This window comes from Amycolatopsis sp. cmx-4-54 (assembly GCF_046548895.1).
GTDB lineage: Bacteria > Actinomycetota > Actinomycetes > Mycobacteriales > Pseudonocardiaceae > Amycolatopsis.
Genome location: NZ_JAEBEJ010000009.1, coordinates 338,039 through 357,251, shown reverse-complemented (window position 1 = coordinate 357,251; position 19,213 = coordinate 338,039). Strand labels below are relative to the sequence as shown.

Here is a 19,213-nt window from a genome sequence, read left to right as displayed (position 1 = left end):
TTCGAACCGTCGCTCTCGATCGTAAGGCAGTCGTCAGTTGCACCGGGCCGTAGTCGTGTCAGGGTGAATCGAAGTCGCGGACCCCGAGGGCCCATCCCCGGGACTCTCCACAGTGGACGATCCTGCCGGACTGGCCGTTCTCCGCGATCCGGCGTGCCGAAGCGGCGGGACCGCGGGTAAGTGGTCCGGGAGGAGAGGAGAAGTGTCATGAGTCCGAGTGATGGCCGACGTCCCTTCTTCGGCAGGCTGGATCCCTTCTGCCTGCTCGCCGTCGTTCCCGCTGTGCTGGTCGGCCTGCTGATGGCGACTCAGGGATTGTGGCCGCTCGCGCTCGCGTGCGTGGTCTTCTCCGGGCTGGTCCTGCTGTTCGATTCCTGGGCGAACCGACCGGAACCTTCGACGCCCCAAGCGGTTCCAGCGCGCCCACGGCCTATGAGGACGGCATCGGTGCACCGACTTCGGTAGGTCTTCCGTTGCCGGAGAAGCGGCTCGTGCCGAGCCAGGCGATGGCCTCGCGCACCGATCCACGAGGCCCGGTGATCACGATGGCCTTCTCCCGCAGCGCTTCCAGCCAGTCCGTGTGACCGAGCCAGACCGCGCCAGCGCGCCCAGGGTGCAGTCGATCCGCATCGCCTGCGGCAGCCGCGGATCGTGGACGGTCGGTGCCGCGACGGTTCGGGAGAGCACGAGCCACCACCAGCGCGGCCCTGGTGACTCGGCGAACCGGAAATGGACCGCCACGGCGTTCGCGGGCAAGGCGGAGCGATCGATTCCGCGGGCGATGTCACGCAGGAGAAGGGCGGGATCGAGGTCACCGTGCCGGGGCGGCGGCAACCAGCGCGCGCCCCAGGCGCCGAGTGTTTCGACGACGGCCGACAGTTCGCGGCCCGCCTCGGTCAACTCCGCGCTCCGTGGCCGCTCCGGTGGCTGGAGGGTGACCAGACCGGCGGTCTCCAGCTTCCGGAGCCGTTTGGTCAGCAGCCCGCCGGACATGCTCGGCACTCCCCTCGCGACGTCCGTGAGCGTGGTGCTGCCGTGCAGCAGTTCGCGGATGATCAGCAGGGTCCACGGTTCGCCGACCACCTCGGCCGCCAGTGCGATCGGGCAGTGCTGTTCGTAGCGCATCAGAACACCTGGACGAGGCGCGCGATCCGGTGCGGCACGCTCGGGGGCACTACGCTCATCACTCTCCTCGCGTGCGGTCGTCTTCCGGTCATTCTTCCGGTTCCGCACGGGAGTGAACCTGACGACTGCCTGACGATTTCCCTGGTGCGCGCGGGCCGCGAAGTGATCCCGATCGACCCTCACCGACGCGCACATCTGGGACACCGGCTTCGTGCCGCCCGGCCTGGCCGGTCAGCGCTGCGCGGTGCTGAAGCAGGCGCGGACGGTGGTGCCCTGTGGCCCGGTGTGGAGGCGTACGAGGTCGGCCAGGTGGTTGATCAGCAGGAGCCCGCGGCCGCGTAGCTGTCCCGCGGAGGCGGGCCGCCGCCCGGCCAGCGGATCGGTCAGGTGGCCGGTGTCGCGGACTTCGCAGACCAGCAGGCCGGGCTCCGGCCAGACGCTGAGCCGTCCTTGCCCGCCGCCGTGGTCCACGCTGTTGGCGAGAAGTTCGGCGACCACGAGTTGGACGTCTCCCACTCGATCGTCGGAGAGGCCGGCCCGCTGTGCCTGACCGCGGGCCATCGCACGGGCTCCGGCCAGGGAGACGGCGTCTCCGGTGACGGCGTCGAGAGTGAGGTACGCGGCGGGTTCGGTCGGGGCCGGCTCCGGCAGTGAGGTGTTGTAGCCGGTGATGATGCGGTCGGGGTCGTAGCCGGCGCTGTCGCGCTCACCGGTCGAGTCGATCAGGAGTGGGTGGGTGGCTTCGGCGTCGGTCAGCGCGCGGACGTCGAGGCGGGTGACGTCGTAGGGGCAGAGGATGGTGACTTCCCGGCCGGTGAACGCCAGATTGATCAAGGCCTCGTGCTGGGCGCACGCCGGATATTCGAGCTCCGATCGCTCGGCCCAGATGGGTTCGCCGATGATGCGGACGCGTCGAGCGGGATGTGCGTCGGCGAACGCCCGGAGGACGCCGGGGATGATCCGGCCGGGATTGCGGCCTTCCTCGGTCATGTCCAGCAGCCGTACCCGCTCGGCGTCCTGGCCCAGCGCGGTCCGCAGCAGTTCCAGGTTGGGGCCCGGCACCGAGACCGCGACCGGTTCGCCGCCGTCCAGGCCCTGCCGGATGAAGGGAAGCGTGCCCGCCAGGTAGCCGTCCTGCCCGCGGTAGAACAGCGCGGGGTGGACGAAAGGGTCGGTGCCCGCGGCCGCGGCGGTCGGATTCACCGTGACCGGATGCCCTCGTTCGGCGGAATTATGTACTCCTCGGCTCTTGTTTCTCGTCGACAGTCTAATCGACCCGCGAGTCCGGGCGTTGGCCTCCAGGACAGGTAGCCAAATTTGGCTACCTGAGCTAACCTGCTTTCGTAGCTAAATTTGGCTAGTGGGGAGACGGTGATGTCGGCGATGTCGGTTACGCCCTATGTGATGGTGGACAGCGCCAGGGCCTACAGGCGGTTCCTGGAAGGCGCGTTCAAGGCCGAGGTGTCGAACGTGATTCCGCTGCCGGAGGATCCGGAACGGATGGTGCACGCCGAGGCACGGATCGGGACCGGGGTGGTGTTCTTCGCCGACTCCGGGGCCGGAGGGATGCGCTGCCTGGAGTCTCCGCAGGGTCCGGTGCACGTCCAGCTGTGGGCCACCGTGCCGGATCCCGAAGACGTCTTCGCGCGGGCGGTCGAGGCGGGCGCGAGGCCGGCCATGCCGATCACGGCACAGGACGACGGCAGCCGGATGGGCGGCTTCGTCGACCCGTTCGGGACGTTGTGGTGGCTCAGCACGAACAAACCCGGCTGATCCCCGTGTCCACGGTTCGCATGCTGGTCTTGGGCGCGGTCCGGCGGCGTGGCCGCGCCCATGGCTACCAGGTTCGTTCCGACCTGGAGTCGTGGGGCGCGCACGAGTGGGCGACGGCGACCTCGGGTTCGGTGTATCACGCGCTCAAGGCCATGACCGGACAGGATTTGCTCGTTCTCCACGAGACCGTCCCCAGTGAGGCCGGCGGGCCGCCGCGCATGGAATACGAGATCACCTCGAAGGGCGAGCAGAGCTACTTCACGTTGCTCCGCAAGGCACTCGCCAGTCGAGATCCGCGGCTGGACATGCTCGCCGCCGCGGTGGGCCTCATCGAGGACCTGTCCCGCGTCGAGGCGATCGGGCTGCTCAGGCAACGCGCCGAGGCGATGCGGCAGTGGCAGGCGGGCATCACCGCGCACCTGCCGCCGGACGCCGACCTCGACGGCTGGGGACCGGTAGGCGAGGTCGTGGGGCTGTGGCTGCACACCGCCGGGCATCGCGTCGAATGGACGGACCGGCTGATCGAGCGCCTGGAGGAAGGCGCCTTCCGGATGGCGGGTGAGGACTAGGACACGGCCTGGAGCCTTTCCGACACTTACGTTTTCTTTACGGCCGGGGCGGTGATTCCTGGCGCCGGATCGTTAGTGTCCGCGTCGGTGTGCGGCCAGGTTCGCCTCGCGGGAGGCGTACGTGCGATTCGGGGAGGACACGGGATGACCGAGGTGCCGGAACATGCTGTCCCGGAGCGGGTGGAGAGCCCGGTCCGGCAGGCGGCGCCGTCGGGCAGGGTCGGCCGGTGGCTGATGGAGCACCGGGTCCAGCCGGTGGGACCGGAGAGTCACGAAGAGCACACCACTCCGCAGTCGTGGTGGAAGGTCATGTGCCTCACCGGCGTGGACTACTTCTCCACGTTGTCGTATCTGCCCGGGATCGCCGCGCTGGCGGCGGGTGCGCTGTCGCCGCTGGCGACGTTGCTGATCGTCGCGCTGACGTTGCTGGGCATGCTGCCGATGTACCGGCGGGTGGCGACGGAGAGCCCGCACGGTCAGGGTTCGGTCGCGATGCTGGAGAACCTGTTGCCGTTCTGGCGCGGCAAGATCTTCGTTCTGGTGCTACTGGGTTTCGTCGCGACGTCGTGGATCATCACGATCACGCTGTCGTCGGCGGACGCCACGGTGCACGCGCTGGAGAATCCGATCGCCCCGTCGTTCCTGCACGGGCATGAGGTACTGATCACGGTCGTCCTGTTGCTGATCCTCGGCGGGGTGTTCCTGCTCGGGTTCAGCGAGGCGGTCGGTGTCGCGATCCCGCTGGTCGCGATCTTCCTGCTGCTCAACGCGGTGGTCGTGGTCGCCGGGATCGGCGAGGTGATCGCCGAACCTGTCGCGTTCGATCGCTGGCTGGACGCGCTCACCTCCGGAGGAGGCGGATTCGGCGGCGTCATCGGCCCGGCGATCCTGGCGTTTCCCTTGCTGGTTCTCGGTTTGTCGGGTTTCGAGACCGGTGTGAGCATGATGCCGCTGGTGGCGGCCAAGGGCGAGAACGCCGAGCAGCGGCTGGCGAACCGGATCCGCAACACGCGCAAACTGCTCACCGCCGCCGCGCTGATCATGTCGGTGTACCTGATCGCGACCAGTTTCGTCACCACGGTCCTGATCCCGGCCGAGAAGTTCAAGCCGGGCGGAGAGGCGAACGGCCGCGCGCTGGCGTATCTCGCGCACGAGTTGCTGGGCGATTGGGTCGGCACGGCGTATGACATCAGCAGCATCCTGATCCTGTGGTTCGCCGGGGCGTCGGCGATGGCCGGGTTGATCAACATCGTGCCGCGCTACCTGCCCGCGTACGGGATGGCGCCGGACTGGGCGCGGGCGGTCCGGCCGGTGGTGCTGGTCTACACCGCGATCTGCGTCCTGGTCACCGTCATCTTCAACGCCGACGTCAACGCCCAGGCCGGGGCGTACGCCACCGGGATCCTCGCGATGATGGTGTCGGCTTCGGTCGCGGTGGCCATCTCCGCGGCGAAGAAGCGGCAGCGGAAGGCGGCGATCGCGTTCGCCGTGCTGACCCTGATCCTGATCTACGCCTTGGTGGAGAACGTCATCGAGAAGCCCGACGGGCTCACCATTTCCGCGTTCTTCATCCTCGGGATCATCGTGGTGTCGCTGATCTCGCGGGTCACCCGCACCACGGAACTGCGGGTGGACCACATCGAATTCGACGAGCCCGCCCGCCGGTTCGTCACCGATTCGATCGCGCACGACGGCGAGCTCACCATCATCGCGAACCGGCGTCAGGCCGGCGACGCCGACGAATACCGGGCGAAGGAAGCCGAACAGCGCGGCCTGAACCCGGTACCGGGCGCCGCCGACGTCCTGTTCCTCGAAATCGACGTCATCGACCCCTCCGGCTTCAGCGACGTGCTGAAGGTCCGCGGGGTCGAGATCGAGGGATTCCGGGTGCTGCGCGCGGAAAGCCCCGCCGCCCCGAACGCGATCGCGGCCATCCTGCTCGCCCTGCGCGACACCACCGGTGTGCGGCCCCAATGCCATTTCGAGTGGAGCGAGGGCAATCCGCTCGGGCATCTGTTCCGCTACCTGATCCTCGGCCGCGGCGACACCGCCCCGGTCGTCCGCGAGATCATCCGAACCAGTGAACGCGATCCGGCACTCCGGCCGGGGATCCACGTCGGCTGACGAAGGACGACGATGAGCCTGCCCGCAGCCGACCGATTAGTGGACTCACTGCGCACCGCGTACCGGCGGCTGATGGAGAGCGGGGCGGTCTCGGTCAGCGTCGACCAAGGCGACGCCGAGACGGTCGTCCGGGTCGAATCCGCCGTTCCGGGCGCGCCGTGCCTGCTGCTGCGCATGGCGGGGAGCGTCGGGGAACTGTTCCTCGACGACCTGGACGCGTTCGAAGTGGATTCGTCGGAAGACGTCGAGGAGTTCGCGGCGTTGATGCGAGCACTGGTCGAGGGGGAGGTCGAGCTGGTCTTCAGGAAGACCTTGCTCGGCTGGCGCCCGGCGGCCGTCGAATGGCCTGGCGGTGAGTGGTCGCTCCCGGGGAATCCCGGCCTCGTGGGCTGGGCTTTCCGGTCACGCCGGGAGAAAGTGCCGGGATATCGCTGAGCAGGAGAACGCCTTTGTGTCCATATAGGACGCTTGGCGCGGCTTGAGGCGGACGTGACGTGTTGCGAAAGCCACTTTCGCAACGTTCAGTGTTGGGAAAGTGGCTTTCGCAACGTCGGTGGCGCGGTGGGTGAGTCACTTCGGTGACCGCTGCGTCGCTCTCATCGTGATCGTCAGCGGAGCCGATGCGTCGTCGTGGCTGATCATGAGCAGCGCGGTGCCATGCCGTTCCACCGCCGTGGCGAGGACATCCAGCAGCCGCGTGCGGTTGGCCGCGTCGAGCGCGGAGGTCACTTCGTCGCAGATCAGCACTTTGGGTTGGGCGAGGAGCGCGCGGGCCACGGCGCAGCGCTGGAGCTGGCCGCCGGAGAGCAGGCCGGGACGGCGGTCGGCCGCTTCGATACCGAGGGAGCGCAGGGTTTCCGTCGCTTCGAACAGGGCGTCCGCGCGGCTGAGGCCGCGAAGGAGACGGGCGGTGTCGGCCACCTGGTCGAGCACGTCACGGAACTCGTCGAAGGACGCGCGGCTGTCCTGGTGGACGTACTGGACCGCTCGCAGTTGCGCGCGAGTGCGACGACGGGCGAGGCGCGGAAGCCGGACGCCGTCGATTTCGATCGTGCCCGCGCTCGGCGGCGTCAAACCGGCGAGGGCGCGGGCGACCGTCGTCTTGCCCGCGCCCGAGGCACCGGCGAGTGTGGTCCGGCTGCCCGCCGCCAGCTCCAGGTCGAAGTCCTCGACGAGCGTCGTCCGTCCGGCGCGCACGGCGAGCCCGCGAACGACGAGCACCGGCGAGGACGGCGACGGGGGCGGCGGGCCATCGATGCGCACGGGTTCGGGGACCGCCGGGGACGGAACCAAGCGGTGATCGCGGAGTTCGGCGACGTCGCCGTCCACGGCACGGGCCAGCATGAGGTCGTGGGTCAGGATCAGCAACGCCGTCCCGGCCTGGGAAAGCTCCGTGAGCCGGGCGGCGAGCACGGCCCTGTTCGCCGCGTCGAGACCACTGGTCGGTTCGTCGAGGACCAGCACCCGCGGCCGGTTCACGAGTGTGGTGGCGAGGGCCATGCGCTGCTGCTGCCCGCCGGACAACTGGTGCGGGAACCGGCGCCACAAAGCCTGGTCGAGTCCCGATTCCGCCAGCGCGGTGCGGGCCGCCGCCAACCGTGCGGCACGGCCGCGGTGGCGGAGGGCGGCGAGTTCGGCCAGCACCGGCCCGCAGCGGCGGACCGGATCCAGTACCGCGGACGGTTGCTGCGGCAGGTGGCCGACGACGCCGGCCCGGGCCGGTCGCAGTTCGGAAGCGGTCCGGCCCAGCAGCGGAGACCCCGCCAGCTCCACCGAGCCGGACAGCGTGATCCCCGGCCGGGCCTGTCCGGTCGCGGCGAGCCCCAAGGTGGTCTTTCCCGTGCCGGAAGCGCCGAGCACGACGAGGACCCGGCCCGGTTCGAGGGACAGTGAGACGTCGTCGAGCAGAACGGTTTCCCCGGCGCGGGCGGACAGGCCGTTGATCTCCAGGACGGTCACGAGATCACCCGCCGGGCGGCGAGGAGACGGTCGGTGACGAGGTTCGTGCCGACGCACAACGCCATCAGCAGTGCGGCGGGAACGAGGACCACCGTGGGCGAGGTGTAGAGGGCTTCGCTGTTGCGTTCGATGACCACGGCCCAGTCCGGGGAGTCGGCGGGCAGGCCGAGGCCGAGGAAGTTCGCCGACGCCAGCAGGTAGATCACCACGCCGAGCCGGGTGCCGGCGTCGGTCGCGACGGGGCCGGCGAGGTGCCGGGCGACGTACCCGAGCTGGACGCGCCACCACGGTTGCCCTTGCAGGGTAAGGGCTTCCACCGCGGTGCGGCAGCCAGGCGCCAAAGCGGCGGCCCGCACCACGCGGGTGATCGCGGGCAGCTGGAGGACAGCGACGACGGGGATGAGCACGCCAGGCCCGCGATGTCCGGTCGCGGCGAGCACCATGAGCACCAGCAGCGACGGGAAGGCCAGTACCAGATCGAGGGACCGCATCACGGTTTCGTCGGCCAGCCGTCCGCGCCCGGCCGCGACGAGACCGAGCGGCACCCCGATCAGATAGGCGAGCCCGAGCGCGGCGGCCGTCATGCCGATCACGGGGAACCCGCCCGCGAGGATCACCGTGAGCGCGTCGCGGCCGAGGACGTCGGTGCCGAGTGGATGAGCGGCGTCCGGCGCCTGCCACGGCGCCCCGACGGATTCCACGGGGCCCGCGATCATCGGCCCGGCCATCGCGAGCACCAGCGGCACCGCGAGCAGGGACCACCCGAACGTCCGCTTCACCACGTGACCGGCTCCCGCTGTGGCGTGAGCCGATGCGCGACGAGATCCGCGACGAGGTTGCCGAGCACCACCACGCCGGCGAACATCAGCACGTATCCCTGCACCTGTGGGATGTCCCGGTTCTGCACGGCCTCGACGAAACCCGTGCCGAGTCCGGTGATCGCGAACAGGGATTCGACGATCACCGTGCCGGTCAGCAGCCCTTCGACGGCGCGGGCGAGTTGCTGCACGGCGGGTGCCGCGGCGGCGGGCAGGAGATGCCGCAGCACCACGGTGCGTTCGGGCAGGCCGAGCAGGCGCAGATGGCCGGCCACCTGGCCCCGGGTCTGCTCGGCGATCCCGATCCGGAGCTGCCGGGCGACGTCGGACAGCTGGCGGGCGACCAGCACGATCACCGGCAGCACGAGCACTTCGGGGTGCGTGGCCGGCTCGGTCCCGGCCGCGGTCGCCGGGAGCAATCCGGTGTAGACGGCGAATCCGGCGACCAGCAGCAGACCGAGGACGAATTCGGGGATCGCGTGCAGGAACAGCGTGACCGCGGTGAGCACCCGGTCGATCCGTGACCCTTCGCGCAGCCCGCAGGTCACCCCGATGCCCAGCGCGAGCGGTACGAGAACGAGCAGGGTCACCCCGGCGAGCACGGCGGTGGCGGCGAAGCGGCGGGTGATCTCCTCGGTCACCGGGGCGCCGGTCACGAGCGACCGGCCGAGATCCCCGGTGACCAGCCCGGAAAGCCAGTGCCCGAACCGGTCGAGGATCGGCTGGTCGAGGCCGAGCCGGTGGCGCACGGTCGCCACCTGCTCGTCGGTGGCCTGCTCACCGAGCACGACCGACGCCGCGTCGCCGGGGAGCAACGCGGTCACGGCGAACGTCGCGACCAGCACGAACATCGCCTGGAGAACGGCGAAACCCAGCCGCCGGGCGGCGTAACCCGGCACGTCAGGAGAGCCGGGCGCGGTCGAACCTCGCCCAGTCGAAGGTGTTCGGCGGCGCGGTCACCAAGCCGGACACCCGTTTCGACACGCCGATCGTCCAGGTGCTGAACCCCCAGGCGAGCAGACCCCCGGATTCGTGCACGATCCGCTGGGCATCACCGAACAGCGTCAGCCGGGCACCCTCGTCCGCGGTGGCCGCGGCCCGGTCCATGAGGGCGTCGAACTCCGGCGACGTGAAACCGTTGACGTTGTTGGAACCGCCGGTCCGGAAGCGCTGGTTGAGGAACGTCGGCACCGGCAGGGTCGCCGTGCGGGTCAGCGCGGCGACCCCCTTGGTCTTGATCTCGCTGAAATAGGTGCTCGACGCGCGCGTGTTCGGGGTGACCTTCAGCCCGATTTCCCCGAGCTGCCGGGAAATCAGGGTGGCCGCGGTGGCGAAACCCGGATCGACGTCGCTGGTTTCGACGGCGAAGGCCAGCCCCTCCGCACCCGCCTCCCGGACGAGCGAGCGGGCCGCCTCCACATCGCGGCCGCGCTGGGGGATGCCGGTGGCGTACCCGCGGAGTCCCTTGCCGAACAGGTCGTTGCCGATCTCGCCGCGTCCGGCCAGCGCGACGCGGTTCAGCGCCTCTCTGTCCACTCCGGACAGTACGGCGCGCACCAGTCTCGGATCGGCGAACGGCGGCCGCGTCACGCGCAGGATCATGCCCTGCATCGTCGTTCCCCTGGCTTCGAGCAGCGAGACGCGTCCGTCACCGGCCAAGCGAGCGGCGGTACCGGCCGCGAGGTCGTGGGCGTAGTCGACCTGCCCGGACAGCAAGGCGTTGACGCGGGTGGCTTCCTCGTTGACCGGGACGAATTCCAGCTCGTCGATGCCCGGCGCGCCGTCCCAATGGGACTCGTTCCCGCGGAAAACCGCCGGGCCGCCGGGGGTGAACGAGACGAAACGGAACGGGCCGGAGCCGATCGGTGCCGTGAAGTCAGTCGTGCCGGCCGGCACGATCTCCGCGCCGGGAGCGCCCCAGCCCGACGGGAACTCGAAGTCGGGAGCGGTCAGCGTCAGCTCGACCTCGGTGGGGGACACCGCTTTGCTGCGGCCGAAGTCCACCTTCGCGAAGTACTGCCGTGACGAGGACGCCAGTGCGGGATCGGCGATCCGTCGGAAGGTGTAGAGCACGTCGTCCGCCGTGACCGGACGGCCGTCGTGGAAGGCCGCCCGCCGCAGCCGTATCCGCCAGCGTGTGCCGGAACCGTCGCTCTCCCAGGATTCGGCCAGCCGCGGCCGCAACGAGGTGTCGGCGTTGTAGGCGACCAACGTGTCGAAGAGCGCCTTGGCCCGCGCCTGGTCGACGAAAAGGGAGACCTGGGCCGGGTCGAGGGTCTCCTTCGAACCGCCCGCGGCGAACGCGACCCTCAACCGGCCCGTGTCCGAAGACGCGGTCCCGCACGCGGCCAACGGCGTGAGAGCGGCCAGGGCGAGGAGCCGCCGACGGGTGAGCGGATGACGCGTCATAGGAACCTCCGGGACATCGAGCACTGTCCCGGGCGCGCGGCCGCACGTGAACGGGACCCCGCTCCGTACTCCACGACAGTTGGGGCTGGCGGTACCCGGCGGGCAGTCCGGCTCTCGGCGTGCGGCCGATCACGGTTGCGGGTCAGCGCCGGATTTTCACCGGCTTCCCCCGACGGGCACCTTCTTGCGTTGTGGCGCACACGGTAACCCATGACGGGGGTGTGCTACACAGGATCAAGATCACGAAGGAGAGCCGGTGGACGAAAAGCTCGCGGCGGACTGGGTGCGCCGGTGGGACATCCAGCAGGAACGCTACGTCGCCGACCGCGAAGAACGCTTCGCCGTCCTGATCGACGTCGTCGAGCACGTATGCCGTGACGTCGCCCAGCCGCTGGTGCTGGACCTCGGCTGCGGCCCGGGTTCGCTGGCCACGAGGCTCGCCGGCCGGCTGCCGCACGCGCGGGTCGTCGGCGTCGACAACGACCCGTTCCTGCTCGCCCTCGCCAAGGCCACCCGGCCGCGGGAGGCGGACATCGACTACCTCCAGGCCGACCTCGCCGAGAGCGGCTGGCTGAAGTGGGGGCCGGTCGACGCCGCCGTCTCGACGACCGCGTTGCACTGGCTGCGTCCCGAGCGGCTCGCCGAGGTCTACCGTGACCTCGCCGGAGCGCTGAGGGCGGGCGGAGCGCTCGTCAACGGCGACCACCTCTACGACGAGCAACCGGCCATCCGAGACCTCGCCGAGGTGGTCAAGAACCGGCGGGCGGCTCGTGCCGGGGTCGGCGCCAACGAGGAATGGAAGGCCTGGTGGGCCGCGGTCGCCGCCGATCCCGCACTGCGGGAGCGGTTCACGGCCGACGAGTTGCGCGGCATCTCCACCGGCTACGGCAACCGGCTGAGCCCGCAGGAACACACCAGGCTGCTCCGGAAGGCCGGTTTCACGGAGGTGGCCCCGGTGTGGCAGTCCGGCGACGACTACGTCCTGACGGCGCTGCGCTGAGCCGCCCCGGCCGGGCTGCTCAGGTGCCGGACGGCCCGCGGTCCTGGACGCGGCGGGCGACGGCGAGCGCGACAGGCGCCGCGAGCCAGCACAGGTAGGCGACGGCGCCGTTCGTCAGGAACGAGACGGGAACGGAGATCCCGAACACCGCGGCCAGGCAGACGCTGCGCGTCAGGCTTTGGGCGAACACCCGGGGCGGCCCGTCGGTCCCGTACAGGTGTTCGCGCCGGATCTCCCTGATGATCAGCGCGAACGACGCGGAGGCCAGCACCTGCACCACCGCGTACAGGCTGAACCGGAGCGGGAAGGCGCCCTCGGCGGTGATGACCCGCGTCGCGAACGGCATCAGGACCTGCATGAACAGCCAGACCAGGGTGAGGCTGATCAAGCGGCCGCTCAGCGAGCGGACGTAGGGGAAGATCTCGTGGTGCGCGCGCCAGTGGGCGGCGATCACCACGAAGCCGAGCGCGAAGGCGAAGTATTCCTTGCCGTGGTCCGAGATCGAGCTCAGCATGGCGCCGGTGGTGTCGCCGTGGGGGATCGGGAGATCCAGCGCCAGCAAGGTGAGCGCGATCGCGATCACCGCGTCGACGAAGATGCTGAGCCGCTCGGCGGCGGCCTTTCCGGCCGTGTGGTCGGTCTGTGTCGTAGTCATGATGAGGACAGCTCCCGCGGGCTCAGGCGGCGAGTTCCGCGGCGGGCCGAGGCGCGGGCGCGAGCCGCCGGGATCGCACGGCGAGGATGATCATGACCGCCGGGATCAGGATGTCGGTGATGAGGACTCCGCCGGTGTTGCCGGGGGAGTGGTCACCGCCCGCGAACCACTGGTAGACGTGGCCGATCGCGGCTCCCCAGAGGAACATCCCGCCGCCGATGCCGATGGTGATGCGTTCGCGTGCGGACGCCGAGGCTGCCCGGAAGCCCATCACGGCCAGCGCGAGGTTCGCGAAGGCGATCTCGAACATGAACGGCGTCCGGTCGAAGCCGATCGCCGTGGCCATGACGTCCGGGAAGGCGAGAAAGGCGATCGTCATCCACAAGCTGCCGCAGCCGAAGGCGCCGATGGCCCACCAGCGCTGCCAGATTTCGAGTCGCTCCTGGGGTGAGGTCACCTGGCGAGTGCGGAGGAAGGCTCCGACGGCGGGCACGACGATCCAGACCAGCGGGAAGGCGGATTGGGCGAGATAGGAGTAAGTGTTCATGGCTTCAGTCTTACCTTGTTAATATTAACTCGTCAACACTCTGGTATGGTGAGTTTCGTGGACGACGGACTAGCGGACTTGCTGCACCGGGTGGTCGGGTTGTTGGGCGAAGCGGCCCGGCGGCGCGCTGACGACTCCGATGGTTTGACCTACAGCCAGATACGGCTTCTTGGCACGCTCGAGGAGATCGAGCCGACGACGCAGCACCGGCTCGCTCAGGCGATGTCGGTCTCCGATCCGGCGATCAGCCGGGCATTGCGGCCGCTCGAAGCGGACGGGCTGGTGCGGATCACCGTCGACCCCGAACACGCGCGGCGCCGGCTGGTCCGGCTCACCGATCCCGGCCGGAAAGCCTTCCATGGCGCGGGAAAGCCGCTTTACGACGAGTTGCGCGAGGGGCTCGTCGCGGCAGGCTTTCCTTACGAGCGTTATCTCCAGGACACTCTTCGGCTGGCCGAAATCCTCGCGGCGGACTGAGCCCTACCGCGTTTTTCAGCGCCATCAGGGTCTCTCCGGTGGGCCGGACCCGAGCTCGCAGATGTTGTGAAAGCCACTTTCGCAACGTCGAAGGTTGTGAAAGTGGCTTTCGCAACGTCGGTGGTCTGGCTCGCTCCTCGTTGGAACGGGGTCTTCCTCGGTGACCGGGTCTTGTGTTCACTATGCGCTGGGCCGGACCCGGAGCTCGCAGACGTTGCGAAAGCCACTTTCGTAACGTCGAAGGTTGTGAAAGTGGCTTTCGCAACGTCGGTGGTCCGGCTCGCTCCTCGCTGGAACCGGCTTTCCCCTCGGCGACCGGGTCTAGTGTCCACTGTGGCCACTGCGCGGTGTCCGGCATGGGGAAAGCCCGCCCGGGACCGGAGAACCCGGGTAGATTCTCCGTGTGGGGACTGGAATGGACTCGGTACGCCGAGTGGTGATCGTCGCGTTCGACGACGCACAGATACTCGATGTCGCCTGTCCCAGCGGGGCGCTGGAGATCGCGAACTCGCACGGCGCAGCGCCGCCCTACGTCGTCGAACTGGCCACGGTGCACGGGCGGACGACGCGGAGTTCGTCGGGGATCCTGCTCGCCGGTGTCCGGCGGCTGGCCGAAGTGTCCGGGCGGATGGACACGATGCTCGTGGTCGGCGGCGCGGGAACGGAGGCGGCCGCCAAGGACGACCGGCTGCTGACCCAGGTGCGGCGGCTGGCCGAACGAAGCCGCCGGGTCGCCTCGGTGTGCACGGGCACCTTCGTGCTGGCTGCCGCCGGATTGCTCGACGACCGGCGGGTCACCACGCACTGGGGATACAGCGAGCTGCTCGCCGCGAGCTTTCCCGCCGTCACGGTGGATCCCGCCCCGCTCTACATTCGTGACGGGAACGTCTTCACCTCGGCCGGGGTGATCAGCGCGCTGGATCTCACCCTCGCGCTGATCGAGGACGACCACGGTCCGACGCTGGCCCGCGAGGTCGCCCGTGAACTGGTGACCTATCTGCACCGCCCGGCCGACCAGGCGCAGATCAGCACATTCCTGGCCGCCCCGCCGCCGAGCAACCGGGTCGTGCTGGATCTGCTGGGCTACATCGCCGCGCATCTCAGCGAAGACCTCAGCCCACCGGCGCTGGCGGCGCGTGCCGGGGTCACCACCAGGCACCTCACCCGCTTGTTCACCGCCCAGCTGGGCAGCACCCCGGCCAGGACCGTGCGGACGGTGCGGACCGAAGCGGCGGCCCACCTGGTGCGGTCCACCGCGTTACCGCTCTCCGCGGTCGCCCGGCAATGCGGGTTCGCCTCGGCGGAAACCCTGCGCACGGCGTTCCGCCGGCACTACGGGCTGTCCGGGGACAAGGTTCGCAGGATGCCGGACATGCCACGCCCGATCGTCCGCTGACCGCCCCAGAATCCGGGGCATGAACAGTGCGAAGACCACGCGCAGGACAGTACTGGCCGGTGCCGCGGCGGCCGCGGCGTTCGGCCTCGGCACCGGAACGGCCCAGGCGGAGACACAAGGCTTGAAGATCGGCATCCTGCTCTACGACGGCTTCAGCCTGCTGGATCCGACCGGTCCGGCCGAGGTGTTGTCCCGCCTTCCCGGCGCGACGGTGACGATGATCGCCGAGCACCGCGGCCCGGTGCGCACGGACACGCGGGATGTCGCCGTGGTGGCGGAACGTTCGGTGGCCGAGGTGAACCGCCTGGACGTGCTCCTGGTCCCGGGCGCGGGCAACCGCGGCACGGTCGCCGCCATGGAGAACCCGGTCCTGCTCGACTGGATCCGGCGTGTTCACCGGCACACGACCTGGACCACGTCGGTGTGCACGGGAAGCCTGATCCTCGGCGCGGCAGGGCTGCTCCGCGAACGGGCCACCACGTACTGGGCCTCGGCGGACTACCTGGAGAAGACCTTCGGCGTGCGCTACGTGGCCGACCGGTACGTCCAGGTCGGCAAGGTCGTCACCGCGGCGGGGGTGTCCGCCGGTATCGACCTCGCGCTTCACCTCGCGTCCTTACTAGCCGGTGAGCGGATCGCCCGCGGTATCCAGCTCGCCGTCGAATACGACCCGCGGCCGCCGTTCGATTCGGGCGACGCCGCGAAGGCGAGCCCGGAACTCAAGGCGCTCGCCCTGAAACTGCTCGCCGAGTCCCAGGAGTAATCCGCCACCTCCACCGGACCGCGTAACTCACGTGATCGTAGGCGTAACTCGGCCCGGCGCGTGAGTTACGGCTTCAATCACGCGAGATACGCCTGTGATCACAGTGTCGGGCTAGGTCTTAGCGCTATCTAGGTAGGACTGCTACATTGCTCCGCGTGGACCAGGACCGGCGAGGCCAGTGGCTGAAGGGCGTGCTGGCGCCGTGCGTGCTGGCGCTGGTCGCCGAGCGCGAGTCCTACGGCTACGAGCTGGCCCAGTCACTCGACGCCGCCGGCCTTGGCCCCATCCAGGGCGGCACGCTGTATCCGGTGCTGCTGCGGTTGCAGCGGTTCGGCCTGGTCACCGCGAGCTGGCGGGAAGGGACGGCCGGGCCCGCGCGCAAGTACTACCGGATCACCGCGGAAGGCCGGGAAACACTGCGGCACGCCACCTCCGACTGGCAGGAGTTCGCCGCCGGGGTGGCCTCGATCTTGCGGGAGGGAAGATGAGCCACGACGGTTGGCTTTCCGCGCTGACGCACGAACTGCGGCGCCGGGGCGTCGGCGGGGACGCGGCGCGGCAGGTGGTCGCGGAGGCGGCCGTGCATCTGCGGGAAAGCGGCGGAGACCCGGTGCGGGTGTTCGGGCCGCCCGCCGCGTACGCCTCGGCCGTGGCCGACAGCGTGGGACGTCCCCGGCGTCGTCCGGGCAAGGTGCTGCTGGAAGCCAGGGGGATCACTAAGAAATACGGTCGGCGGACGGTGCTTGACGGCGTCGACCTCTCGGTGCGTTCGGGTGAGATCGCCGCGGTGATCGGGGCGAACGGCTGTGGCAAGAGCACGTTCCTGAGCATCTGCGCCGGGATCACCGGCGCGGACAAGGGCGAGGTCCGCGTGCGCGGTGCGCTCGGCTACTGCCCGCAGGACGGTGGCACGGCGGATTTCCTCGACGCGGGTGAGCATTTCGTGCTGATCGGCGCCGGGCGCGGGATGGCTCGCGACGAGTCGGCACGGATCGGCGCGGCCCGTGCCGCGGCACTGGACTGGACGCCCGGCCGTGGCACGCAGGCCCGGCACCTTTCCGGTGGGACAAGGCAGAAGCTGAACCTCGTGCTCGCCGGGCTCGGTGATCCGGACGTGCTCCTGCTCGACGAGCCCTACCAGGGTTTCGACAGGGGCACCTACCTCGACTTCTGGCACCAGGTCTGGCAATGGCGCGAGGCGGGCAAGGCGATTGTGGTGGTGACCCACCTGCTGAACCAGCTGGACCGCGTCGACACCGTGCTCGAACTTTCCCCGGCCAGGAAGGCTGTCGCGTGAAGAAGATTTTGACGGTCGCCGAGATGGCGCTGCGCGAACTGCTGCGGCGTCGGTCGGTCCTGCTGATCCTCCTACTGCTGCCGCTGGTGTTCTACCTGAGCAGGCGCGGTGACCACCTCGGCCAGTCGATCCGGTTCGTCTGCCTCGGCCTCGGCTGGGCGCTGAGCACCGCGGCCCTGTTCGCGGGCAGCGCGAGCCGGGCCATGGAGCCCCGGCTGCGGCTTTCGGGCTACCGCTCCCGCGACCTGTACCTCGGTCGCTTGAGTGCACTGTGGACGGTCGGATTCCTTTTGTCCGCGCCGTACTTCGCGCTGATCCTCGTCGACCAGCACGACGTCCGGTACGGCTCGGTCGCCGTGGTCATGGTGCTGACGGTCGCCGTTTCGGCGCCGTTCGGGCTCTTGCTCAGTGCCGTGCTGCCCAGGGAACTCGAAGGCACGCTCGTGCTGCTGGCGGTCGTCGGTCTCCAGATGATGGCCGATCCGTCGAGCCTGATCGCGCGCTTGCTGCCGTTCTGGTCGAGCCGTGAGATCGGCACCTATGCCATCGACCACACGGACATCGGTTACCTGACCCGGGGTGTCGCGCACGGCGTGGCGGCGTTCGTGCTCCTGCTCGGCGCGGTCGCCCTCGCGTCGGGGTTCCGCCTGCGTCGCCGTTCTCACCTCACCTTCGTCTAGACGGCTGATAGGTTGCGGCCCATGTCAGAGTCCAACTCCACTGAGGACACTCCGGGCGCCGCTCCACCGCGCCGGACCGGCAAGCGCATCGCCGGCGGCATTTTCCTGATCCTCGCTTCGATCGCCTTGTTCTGCACAGGGGTCGACGCGATCGCCGATCCGGACACCGTGGTCGCCCGTTCCTCGAACTCGGCGCGCAGCCCGGACACCGACACGGAGGCGAAGATCGGCGGCTTTCTGCTTTGTTCCTTCGGGCTCACGGTGCTGGGCTTCGGTATCGGGACGATCGTTTCGAAGGGACCTCTCTTCGCGAAGAGAAAGGCCTGATCCTCAGCCGCCGGCCCCGACCTTGGACGGGTGCGTCGCCAGTGGTTTCCGGTACGGGATGGCGAACGGGATCGCCTCGACTCGCGTGATCTTCATCAGGTGCTTTCGGTGGTAGGGAAGACGTCCTCGAGCGCGTCGAGGACGGTCGTGACGAGCGGGGACCGGGTCTCGCGGTGCCACGCCAGTGCCAGCTCCACGGCCGCCGCTCCGGCGAGGTCGCGGAACACGACACCGGCCAGCGGCAGCGCCCTGGCCGAGGCGGGCACCACGCCGACCCCCAGTCCGCCGGCGACCAGCGCCAGCAGGACCGCGGTCCCGGAGGCCTCGTGCAGCTGATGGGGCGTCAGCCCGGCCTCCCGGAAACTGCGGGCGACGGCGTCGTACACGACGGAGTTGCGCCGGTCGTAGGTCACGAGCGGTTCGGACCGCAGATCCGCCATCGCGACGACAGGTTCGGCGGCCAGCCGGTGGTCGGCGGGGACGGCGAGGACCAGCGGTTCGCACTCGATCACCCGGAAGCCGATGTCGTCCCCGGTGACCGGCGGGCGGAGCACCCCGATTCCCAGCCTTCCCGTGCGCAGGCGCTCGCACTGCTCGGCGGTGAGGAGATCGGCGCGGATCTCCAGCTCCACGTCCGGCACCCGCTGGGCGAGCGCCCTGGCCAGCCGCGGCAGATGGGAGAACGCGGCGGTGCCGGTGAACCCGACCCGGAGCAGGCCCCGCTTGCCCTCGCCGATCCGGCGGACCCCGCGGACTCCCACGTCCAGCCCCGCCAGGACGCGCCGGGCTTCGGCCAGGAAGAACTCACCCGCCGGTGTCACGCGGACCTGCCGGGTCGTCCGGGCCAGCAGGACGACGCCGAGCTCCTCCTCCAGCTGCCGGATGGTGTGCGAGAGCGCGGGCTGGGCGACGTGCAGCCGCTCGGCCGCGCGGCCGAAGTGACAGGTCTCGGCGACGGTGACGAAGTAGCGCAGGTGACGAAGTTCCATGAGACGCCTCCCTCCGTTGCCTCTGCCGCCGATCCGTCCACGGTACGAAGCGGAATCATCGATGACAAAGACTTAGTTGCGGTCTATTGATAAACAGTATTTATCAATTTCGGCAACCCTGTCCGTGAAGGCCTCCTTGAGGGACCCAGGGTCCCTCAAGGAGGCCTTCACGGACTCCGATGATCGCCACAGGCGCCCCACCTGCTTCGGAGCCCCAGCGGCTGCGCGTGAAGGCCCCCTTCCCTCGGCTCAGCCGAGGAAACTCGACCTTCACCCCTTGCCGAGTACAGGAAGGGGGCCTTCAG

Annotated in this window: 22 protein-coding genes and 1 riboswitch; of the genes, 13 read left to right on the top strand and 9 right to left on the bottom strand. The window is 69.6% G+C overall.

What is annotated here, in order from left to right:
• Positions 1 to 207 precede the first annotated feature (207 nt).
• Entirely contained in the window at positions 208 to 465 is a 258-nt protein-coding gene (locus ACLJQ7_RS28890) for a hypothetical protein (protein ID WP_410651301.1), read from the top strand.
• A gap of 75 nt (positions 466 to 540) precedes the next feature.
• Here ACLJQ7_RS28890 and ACLJQ7_RS28885 read toward each other — a convergent pair whose 3' ends face one another.
• Both ACLJQ7_RS28885 and ACLJQ7_RS28880 read right to left on the bottom strand, forming a co-directional pair.
• Entirely contained in the window at positions 541 to 1,125 is a 585-nt protein-coding gene (locus ACLJQ7_RS28885; protein WP_410651300.1) for a winged helix-turn-helix transcriptional regulator, read from the bottom strand.
• A 231-nt stretch (positions 1,126 to 1,356) separates the two neighbouring features.
• Positions 1,357 to 2,328 carry an anti-sigma factor RsbA family regulatory protein gene (locus tag ACLJQ7_RS28880; protein ID WP_410651299.1) on the bottom strand — a complete coding sequence of 324 codons (972 nt, stop codon included), beginning with the start codon at positions 2,326 to 2,328 and terminating at the stop codon, positions 1,357 to 1,359.
• Between the two features lie 180 nt (positions 2,329 to 2,508).
• Between ACLJQ7_RS28880 and ACLJQ7_RS28875 the strand changes: the two genes are divergently transcribed.
• The 4 genes from ACLJQ7_RS28875 to ACLJQ7_RS28860 all read left to right on the top strand — a co-directional run bounded on the left by ACLJQ7_RS28875 (position 2,509) and on the right by ACLJQ7_RS28860 (position 6,026).
• Entirely contained in the window at positions 2,509 to 2,898 is a 390-nt protein-coding gene (locus ACLJQ7_RS28875) for a VOC family protein (RefSeq protein WP_410651298.1), read from the top strand.
• A gap of 5 nt (positions 2,899 to 2,903) precedes the next feature.
• On the top strand, positions 2,904 to 3,467 hold the full coding sequence (locus ACLJQ7_RS28870; protein WP_410651297.1) for a PadR family transcriptional regulator: 564 nt from the start codon (positions 2,904 to 2,906) through the stop codon (positions 3,465 to 3,467).
• A gap of 144 nt (positions 3,468 to 3,611) precedes the next feature.
• Entirely contained in the window at positions 3,612 to 5,591 is a 1,980-nt protein-coding gene (locus ACLJQ7_RS28865; RefSeq protein ID WP_410651296.1) for an amino acid transporter, read from the top strand.
• Positions 5,592 to 5,603: 12 nt separating this feature from the next.
• Positions 5,604 to 6,026, top strand: a complete 423-nt coding sequence (locus ACLJQ7_RS28860) for a hypothetical protein (protein WP_410651295.1) — start codon at positions 5,604 to 5,606, stop codon at positions 6,024 to 6,026.
• A gap of 135 nt (positions 6,027 to 6,161) precedes the next feature.
• Here ACLJQ7_RS28860 and ACLJQ7_RS28855 read toward each other — a convergent pair whose 3' ends face one another.
• Genes ACLJQ7_RS28855 through ACLJQ7_RS28840 form a run of 4 tightly spaced genes read right to left on the bottom strand, consistent with a single transcriptional unit; the run spans position 6,162 to position 10,777 of the window.
• Positions 6,162 to 7,550 (bottom strand): ABC transporter ATP-binding protein, encoded by a 1,389-nt coding sequence (locus ACLJQ7_RS28855; RefSeq protein ID WP_410651294.1) that lies wholly within the window; start codon positions 7,548 to 7,550, stop codon positions 6,162 to 6,164.
• On the bottom strand, positions 7,547 to 8,332 hold the full coding sequence (locus tag ACLJQ7_RS28850) for an ABC transporter permease (protein ID WP_410651293.1): 786 nt from the start codon (positions 8,330 to 8,332) through the stop codon (positions 7,547 to 7,549). Before ACLJQ7_RS28850 ends, ACLJQ7_RS28855 begins: the two co-directional genes overlap by 4 nt.
• Positions 8,326 to 9,267, bottom strand: coding sequence for an ABC transporter permease (locus ACLJQ7_RS28845; protein ID WP_410651292.1), 942 nt, complete (start codon positions 9,265 to 9,267; stop codon positions 8,326 to 8,328). Before ACLJQ7_RS28845 ends, ACLJQ7_RS28850 begins: the two co-directional genes overlap by 7 nt.
• Before the next feature lies 1 nt (position 9,268).
• On the bottom strand, positions 9,269 to 10,777 hold the full coding sequence (locus ACLJQ7_RS28840; protein ID WP_410651291.1) for an ABC transporter substrate-binding protein: 1,509 nt from the start codon (positions 10,775 to 10,777) through the stop codon (positions 9,269 to 9,271).
• A gap of 83 nt (positions 10,778 to 10,860) precedes the next feature.
• Positions 10,861 to 10,976, bottom strand: a riboswitch (cobalamin riboswitch).
• A gap of 57 nt (positions 10,977 to 11,033) precedes the next feature.
• On the opposite strand from ACLJQ7_RS28840, the gene ACLJQ7_RS28835 reads away from it, so the two are divergent.
• The gene (locus ACLJQ7_RS28835) at positions 11,034 to 11,777 is read left to right on the top strand and encodes a class I SAM-dependent methyltransferase (protein WP_410651290.1); all 744 of its coding nucleotides are present in this window, start codon (positions 11,034 to 11,036) and stop codon (positions 11,775 to 11,777) included.
• A 19-nt stretch (positions 11,778 to 11,796) separates the two neighbouring features.
• Here the strand turns inward: ACLJQ7_RS28835 and ACLJQ7_RS28830 are convergent, their stop codons facing one another.
• Positions 11,797 to 12,432: a TMEM175 family protein gene (locus tag ACLJQ7_RS28830; RefSeq protein WP_410651289.1), complete on the bottom strand. Its 636-nt coding sequence runs from the start codon at positions 12,430 to 12,432 to the stop codon at positions 11,797 to 11,799.
• Between the two features lie 22 nt (positions 12,433 to 12,454).
• Entirely contained in the window at positions 12,455 to 12,979 is a 525-nt protein-coding gene (locus tag ACLJQ7_RS28825) for a DUF6790 family protein (RefSeq protein ID WP_410651288.1), read from the bottom strand.
• Positions 12,980 to 13,036: 57 nt separating this feature from the next.
• Between ACLJQ7_RS28825 and ACLJQ7_RS28820 the strand changes: the two genes are divergently transcribed.
• The 7 genes from ACLJQ7_RS28820 to ACLJQ7_RS28790 all read left to right on the top strand — a co-directional run bounded on the left by ACLJQ7_RS28820 (position 13,037) and on the right by ACLJQ7_RS28790 (position 17,919).
• On the top strand, positions 13,037 to 13,456 hold the full coding sequence (locus ACLJQ7_RS28820) for a MarR family winged helix-turn-helix transcriptional regulator (protein ID WP_410651287.1): 420 nt from the start codon (positions 13,037 to 13,039) through the stop codon (positions 13,454 to 13,456).
• Between the two features lie 415 nt (positions 13,457 to 13,871).
• Positions 13,872 to 14,852, top strand: a complete 981-nt coding sequence (locus tag ACLJQ7_RS28815; RefSeq protein WP_410651356.1) for a GlxA family transcriptional regulator — start codon at positions 13,872 to 13,874, stop codon at positions 14,850 to 14,852.
• Positions 14,853 to 14,871: 19 nt separating this feature from the next.
• Positions 14,872 to 15,615 (top strand): DJ-1/PfpI family protein, encoded by a 744-nt coding sequence (locus ACLJQ7_RS28810; protein WP_410651286.1) that lies wholly within the window; start codon positions 14,872 to 14,874, stop codon positions 15,613 to 15,615.
• 155 nt (positions 15,616 to 15,770) lie between these two features.
• The gene (locus ACLJQ7_RS28805; protein WP_410651285.1) at positions 15,771 to 16,103 is read left to right on the top strand and encodes a PadR family transcriptional regulator; all 333 of its coding nucleotides are present in this window, start codon (positions 15,771 to 15,773) and stop codon (positions 16,101 to 16,103) included.
• Positions 16,100 to 16,912, top strand: a complete 813-nt coding sequence (locus ACLJQ7_RS28800) for an ATP-binding cassette domain-containing protein (protein ID WP_410651284.1) — start codon at positions 16,100 to 16,102, stop codon at positions 16,910 to 16,912. The genes ACLJQ7_RS28805 and ACLJQ7_RS28800 overlap by 4 nt, the downstream gene beginning before the upstream one ends.
• Positions 16,909 to 17,592, top strand: coding sequence for a hypothetical protein (locus ACLJQ7_RS28795; protein ID WP_410651283.1), 684 nt, complete (start codon positions 16,909 to 16,911; stop codon positions 17,590 to 17,592). Before ACLJQ7_RS28800 ends, ACLJQ7_RS28795 begins: the two co-directional genes overlap by 4 nt.
• A gap of 21 nt (positions 17,593 to 17,613) precedes the next feature.
• Positions 17,614 to 17,919, top strand: coding sequence for a hypothetical protein (locus ACLJQ7_RS28790; RefSeq protein WP_410651282.1), 306 nt, complete (start codon positions 17,614 to 17,616; stop codon positions 17,917 to 17,919).
• 95 nt (positions 17,920 to 18,014) lie between these two features.
• Here the strand turns inward: ACLJQ7_RS28790 and ACLJQ7_RS28785 are convergent, their stop codons facing one another.
• Positions 18,015 to 18,908, bottom strand: coding sequence for a LysR substrate-binding domain-containing protein (locus ACLJQ7_RS28785; RefSeq protein ID WP_410651281.1), 894 nt, complete (start codon positions 18,906 to 18,908; stop codon positions 18,015 to 18,017).
• Positions 18,909 to 19,213 lie beyond the last annotated feature (305 nt).

Bases quoted from the DNA above. Each gene is read 5' to 3' on its own strand.
- ACLJQ7_RS28840 (WP_410651291.1), bottom strand. From the start codon at position 10,777: ATGACGCGTCATCCGCTCACCCGTCGGCGGCTCCTCGCCCTGGCCGCT.
- ACLJQ7_RS28810 (WP_410651286.1), top strand. From the start codon at position 14,872: ATGAACAGTGCGAAGACCACGCGCAGGACAGTACTGGCCGGTGCCGCG.
- ACLJQ7_RS28790 (WP_410651282.1), top strand. From the start codon at position 17,614: ATGTCAGAGTCCAACTCCACTGAGGACACTCCGGGCGCCGCTCCACCG.
- ACLJQ7_RS28785 (WP_410651281.1), bottom strand. From the start codon at position 18,908: ATGGAACTTCGTCACCTGCGCTACTTCGTCACCGTCGCCGAGACCTGT.
- ACLJQ7_RS28890 (WP_410651301.1), top strand. From the start codon at position 208: ATGAGTCCGAGTGATGGCCGACGTCCCTTCTTCGGCAGGCTGGATCCC.
- ACLJQ7_RS28885 (WP_410651300.1), bottom strand. From the start codon at position 1,125: ATGCGCTACGAACAGCACTGCCCGATCGCACTGGCGGCCGAGGTGGTC.
- ACLJQ7_RS28825 (WP_410651288.1), bottom strand. From the start codon at position 12,979: ATGAACACTTACTCCTATCTCGCCCAATCCGCCTTCCCGCTGGTCTGG.
- ACLJQ7_RS28800 (WP_410651284.1), top strand. From the start codon at position 16,100: ATGAGCCACGACGGTTGGCTTTCCGCGCTGACGCACGAACTGCGGCGC.
- ACLJQ7_RS28830 (WP_410651289.1), bottom strand. From the start codon at position 12,432: ATGACTACGACACAGACCGACCACACGGCCGGAAAGGCCGCCGCCGAG.
- ACLJQ7_RS28815 (WP_410651356.1), top strand. From the start codon at position 13,872: ATGGACTCGGTACGCCGAGTGGTGATCGTCGCGTTCGACGACGCACAG.
- ACLJQ7_RS28860 (WP_410651295.1), top strand. From the start codon at position 5,604: ATGAGCCTGCCCGCAGCCGACCGATTAGTGGACTCACTGCGCACCGCG.
- ACLJQ7_RS28875 (WP_410651298.1), top strand. From the start codon at position 2,509: ATGTCGGTTACGCCCTATGTGATGGTGGACAGCGCCAGGGCCTACAGG.
- ACLJQ7_RS28865 (WP_410651296.1), top strand. From the start codon at position 3,612: ATGACCGAGGTGCCGGAACATGCTGTCCCGGAGCGGGTGGAGAGCCCG.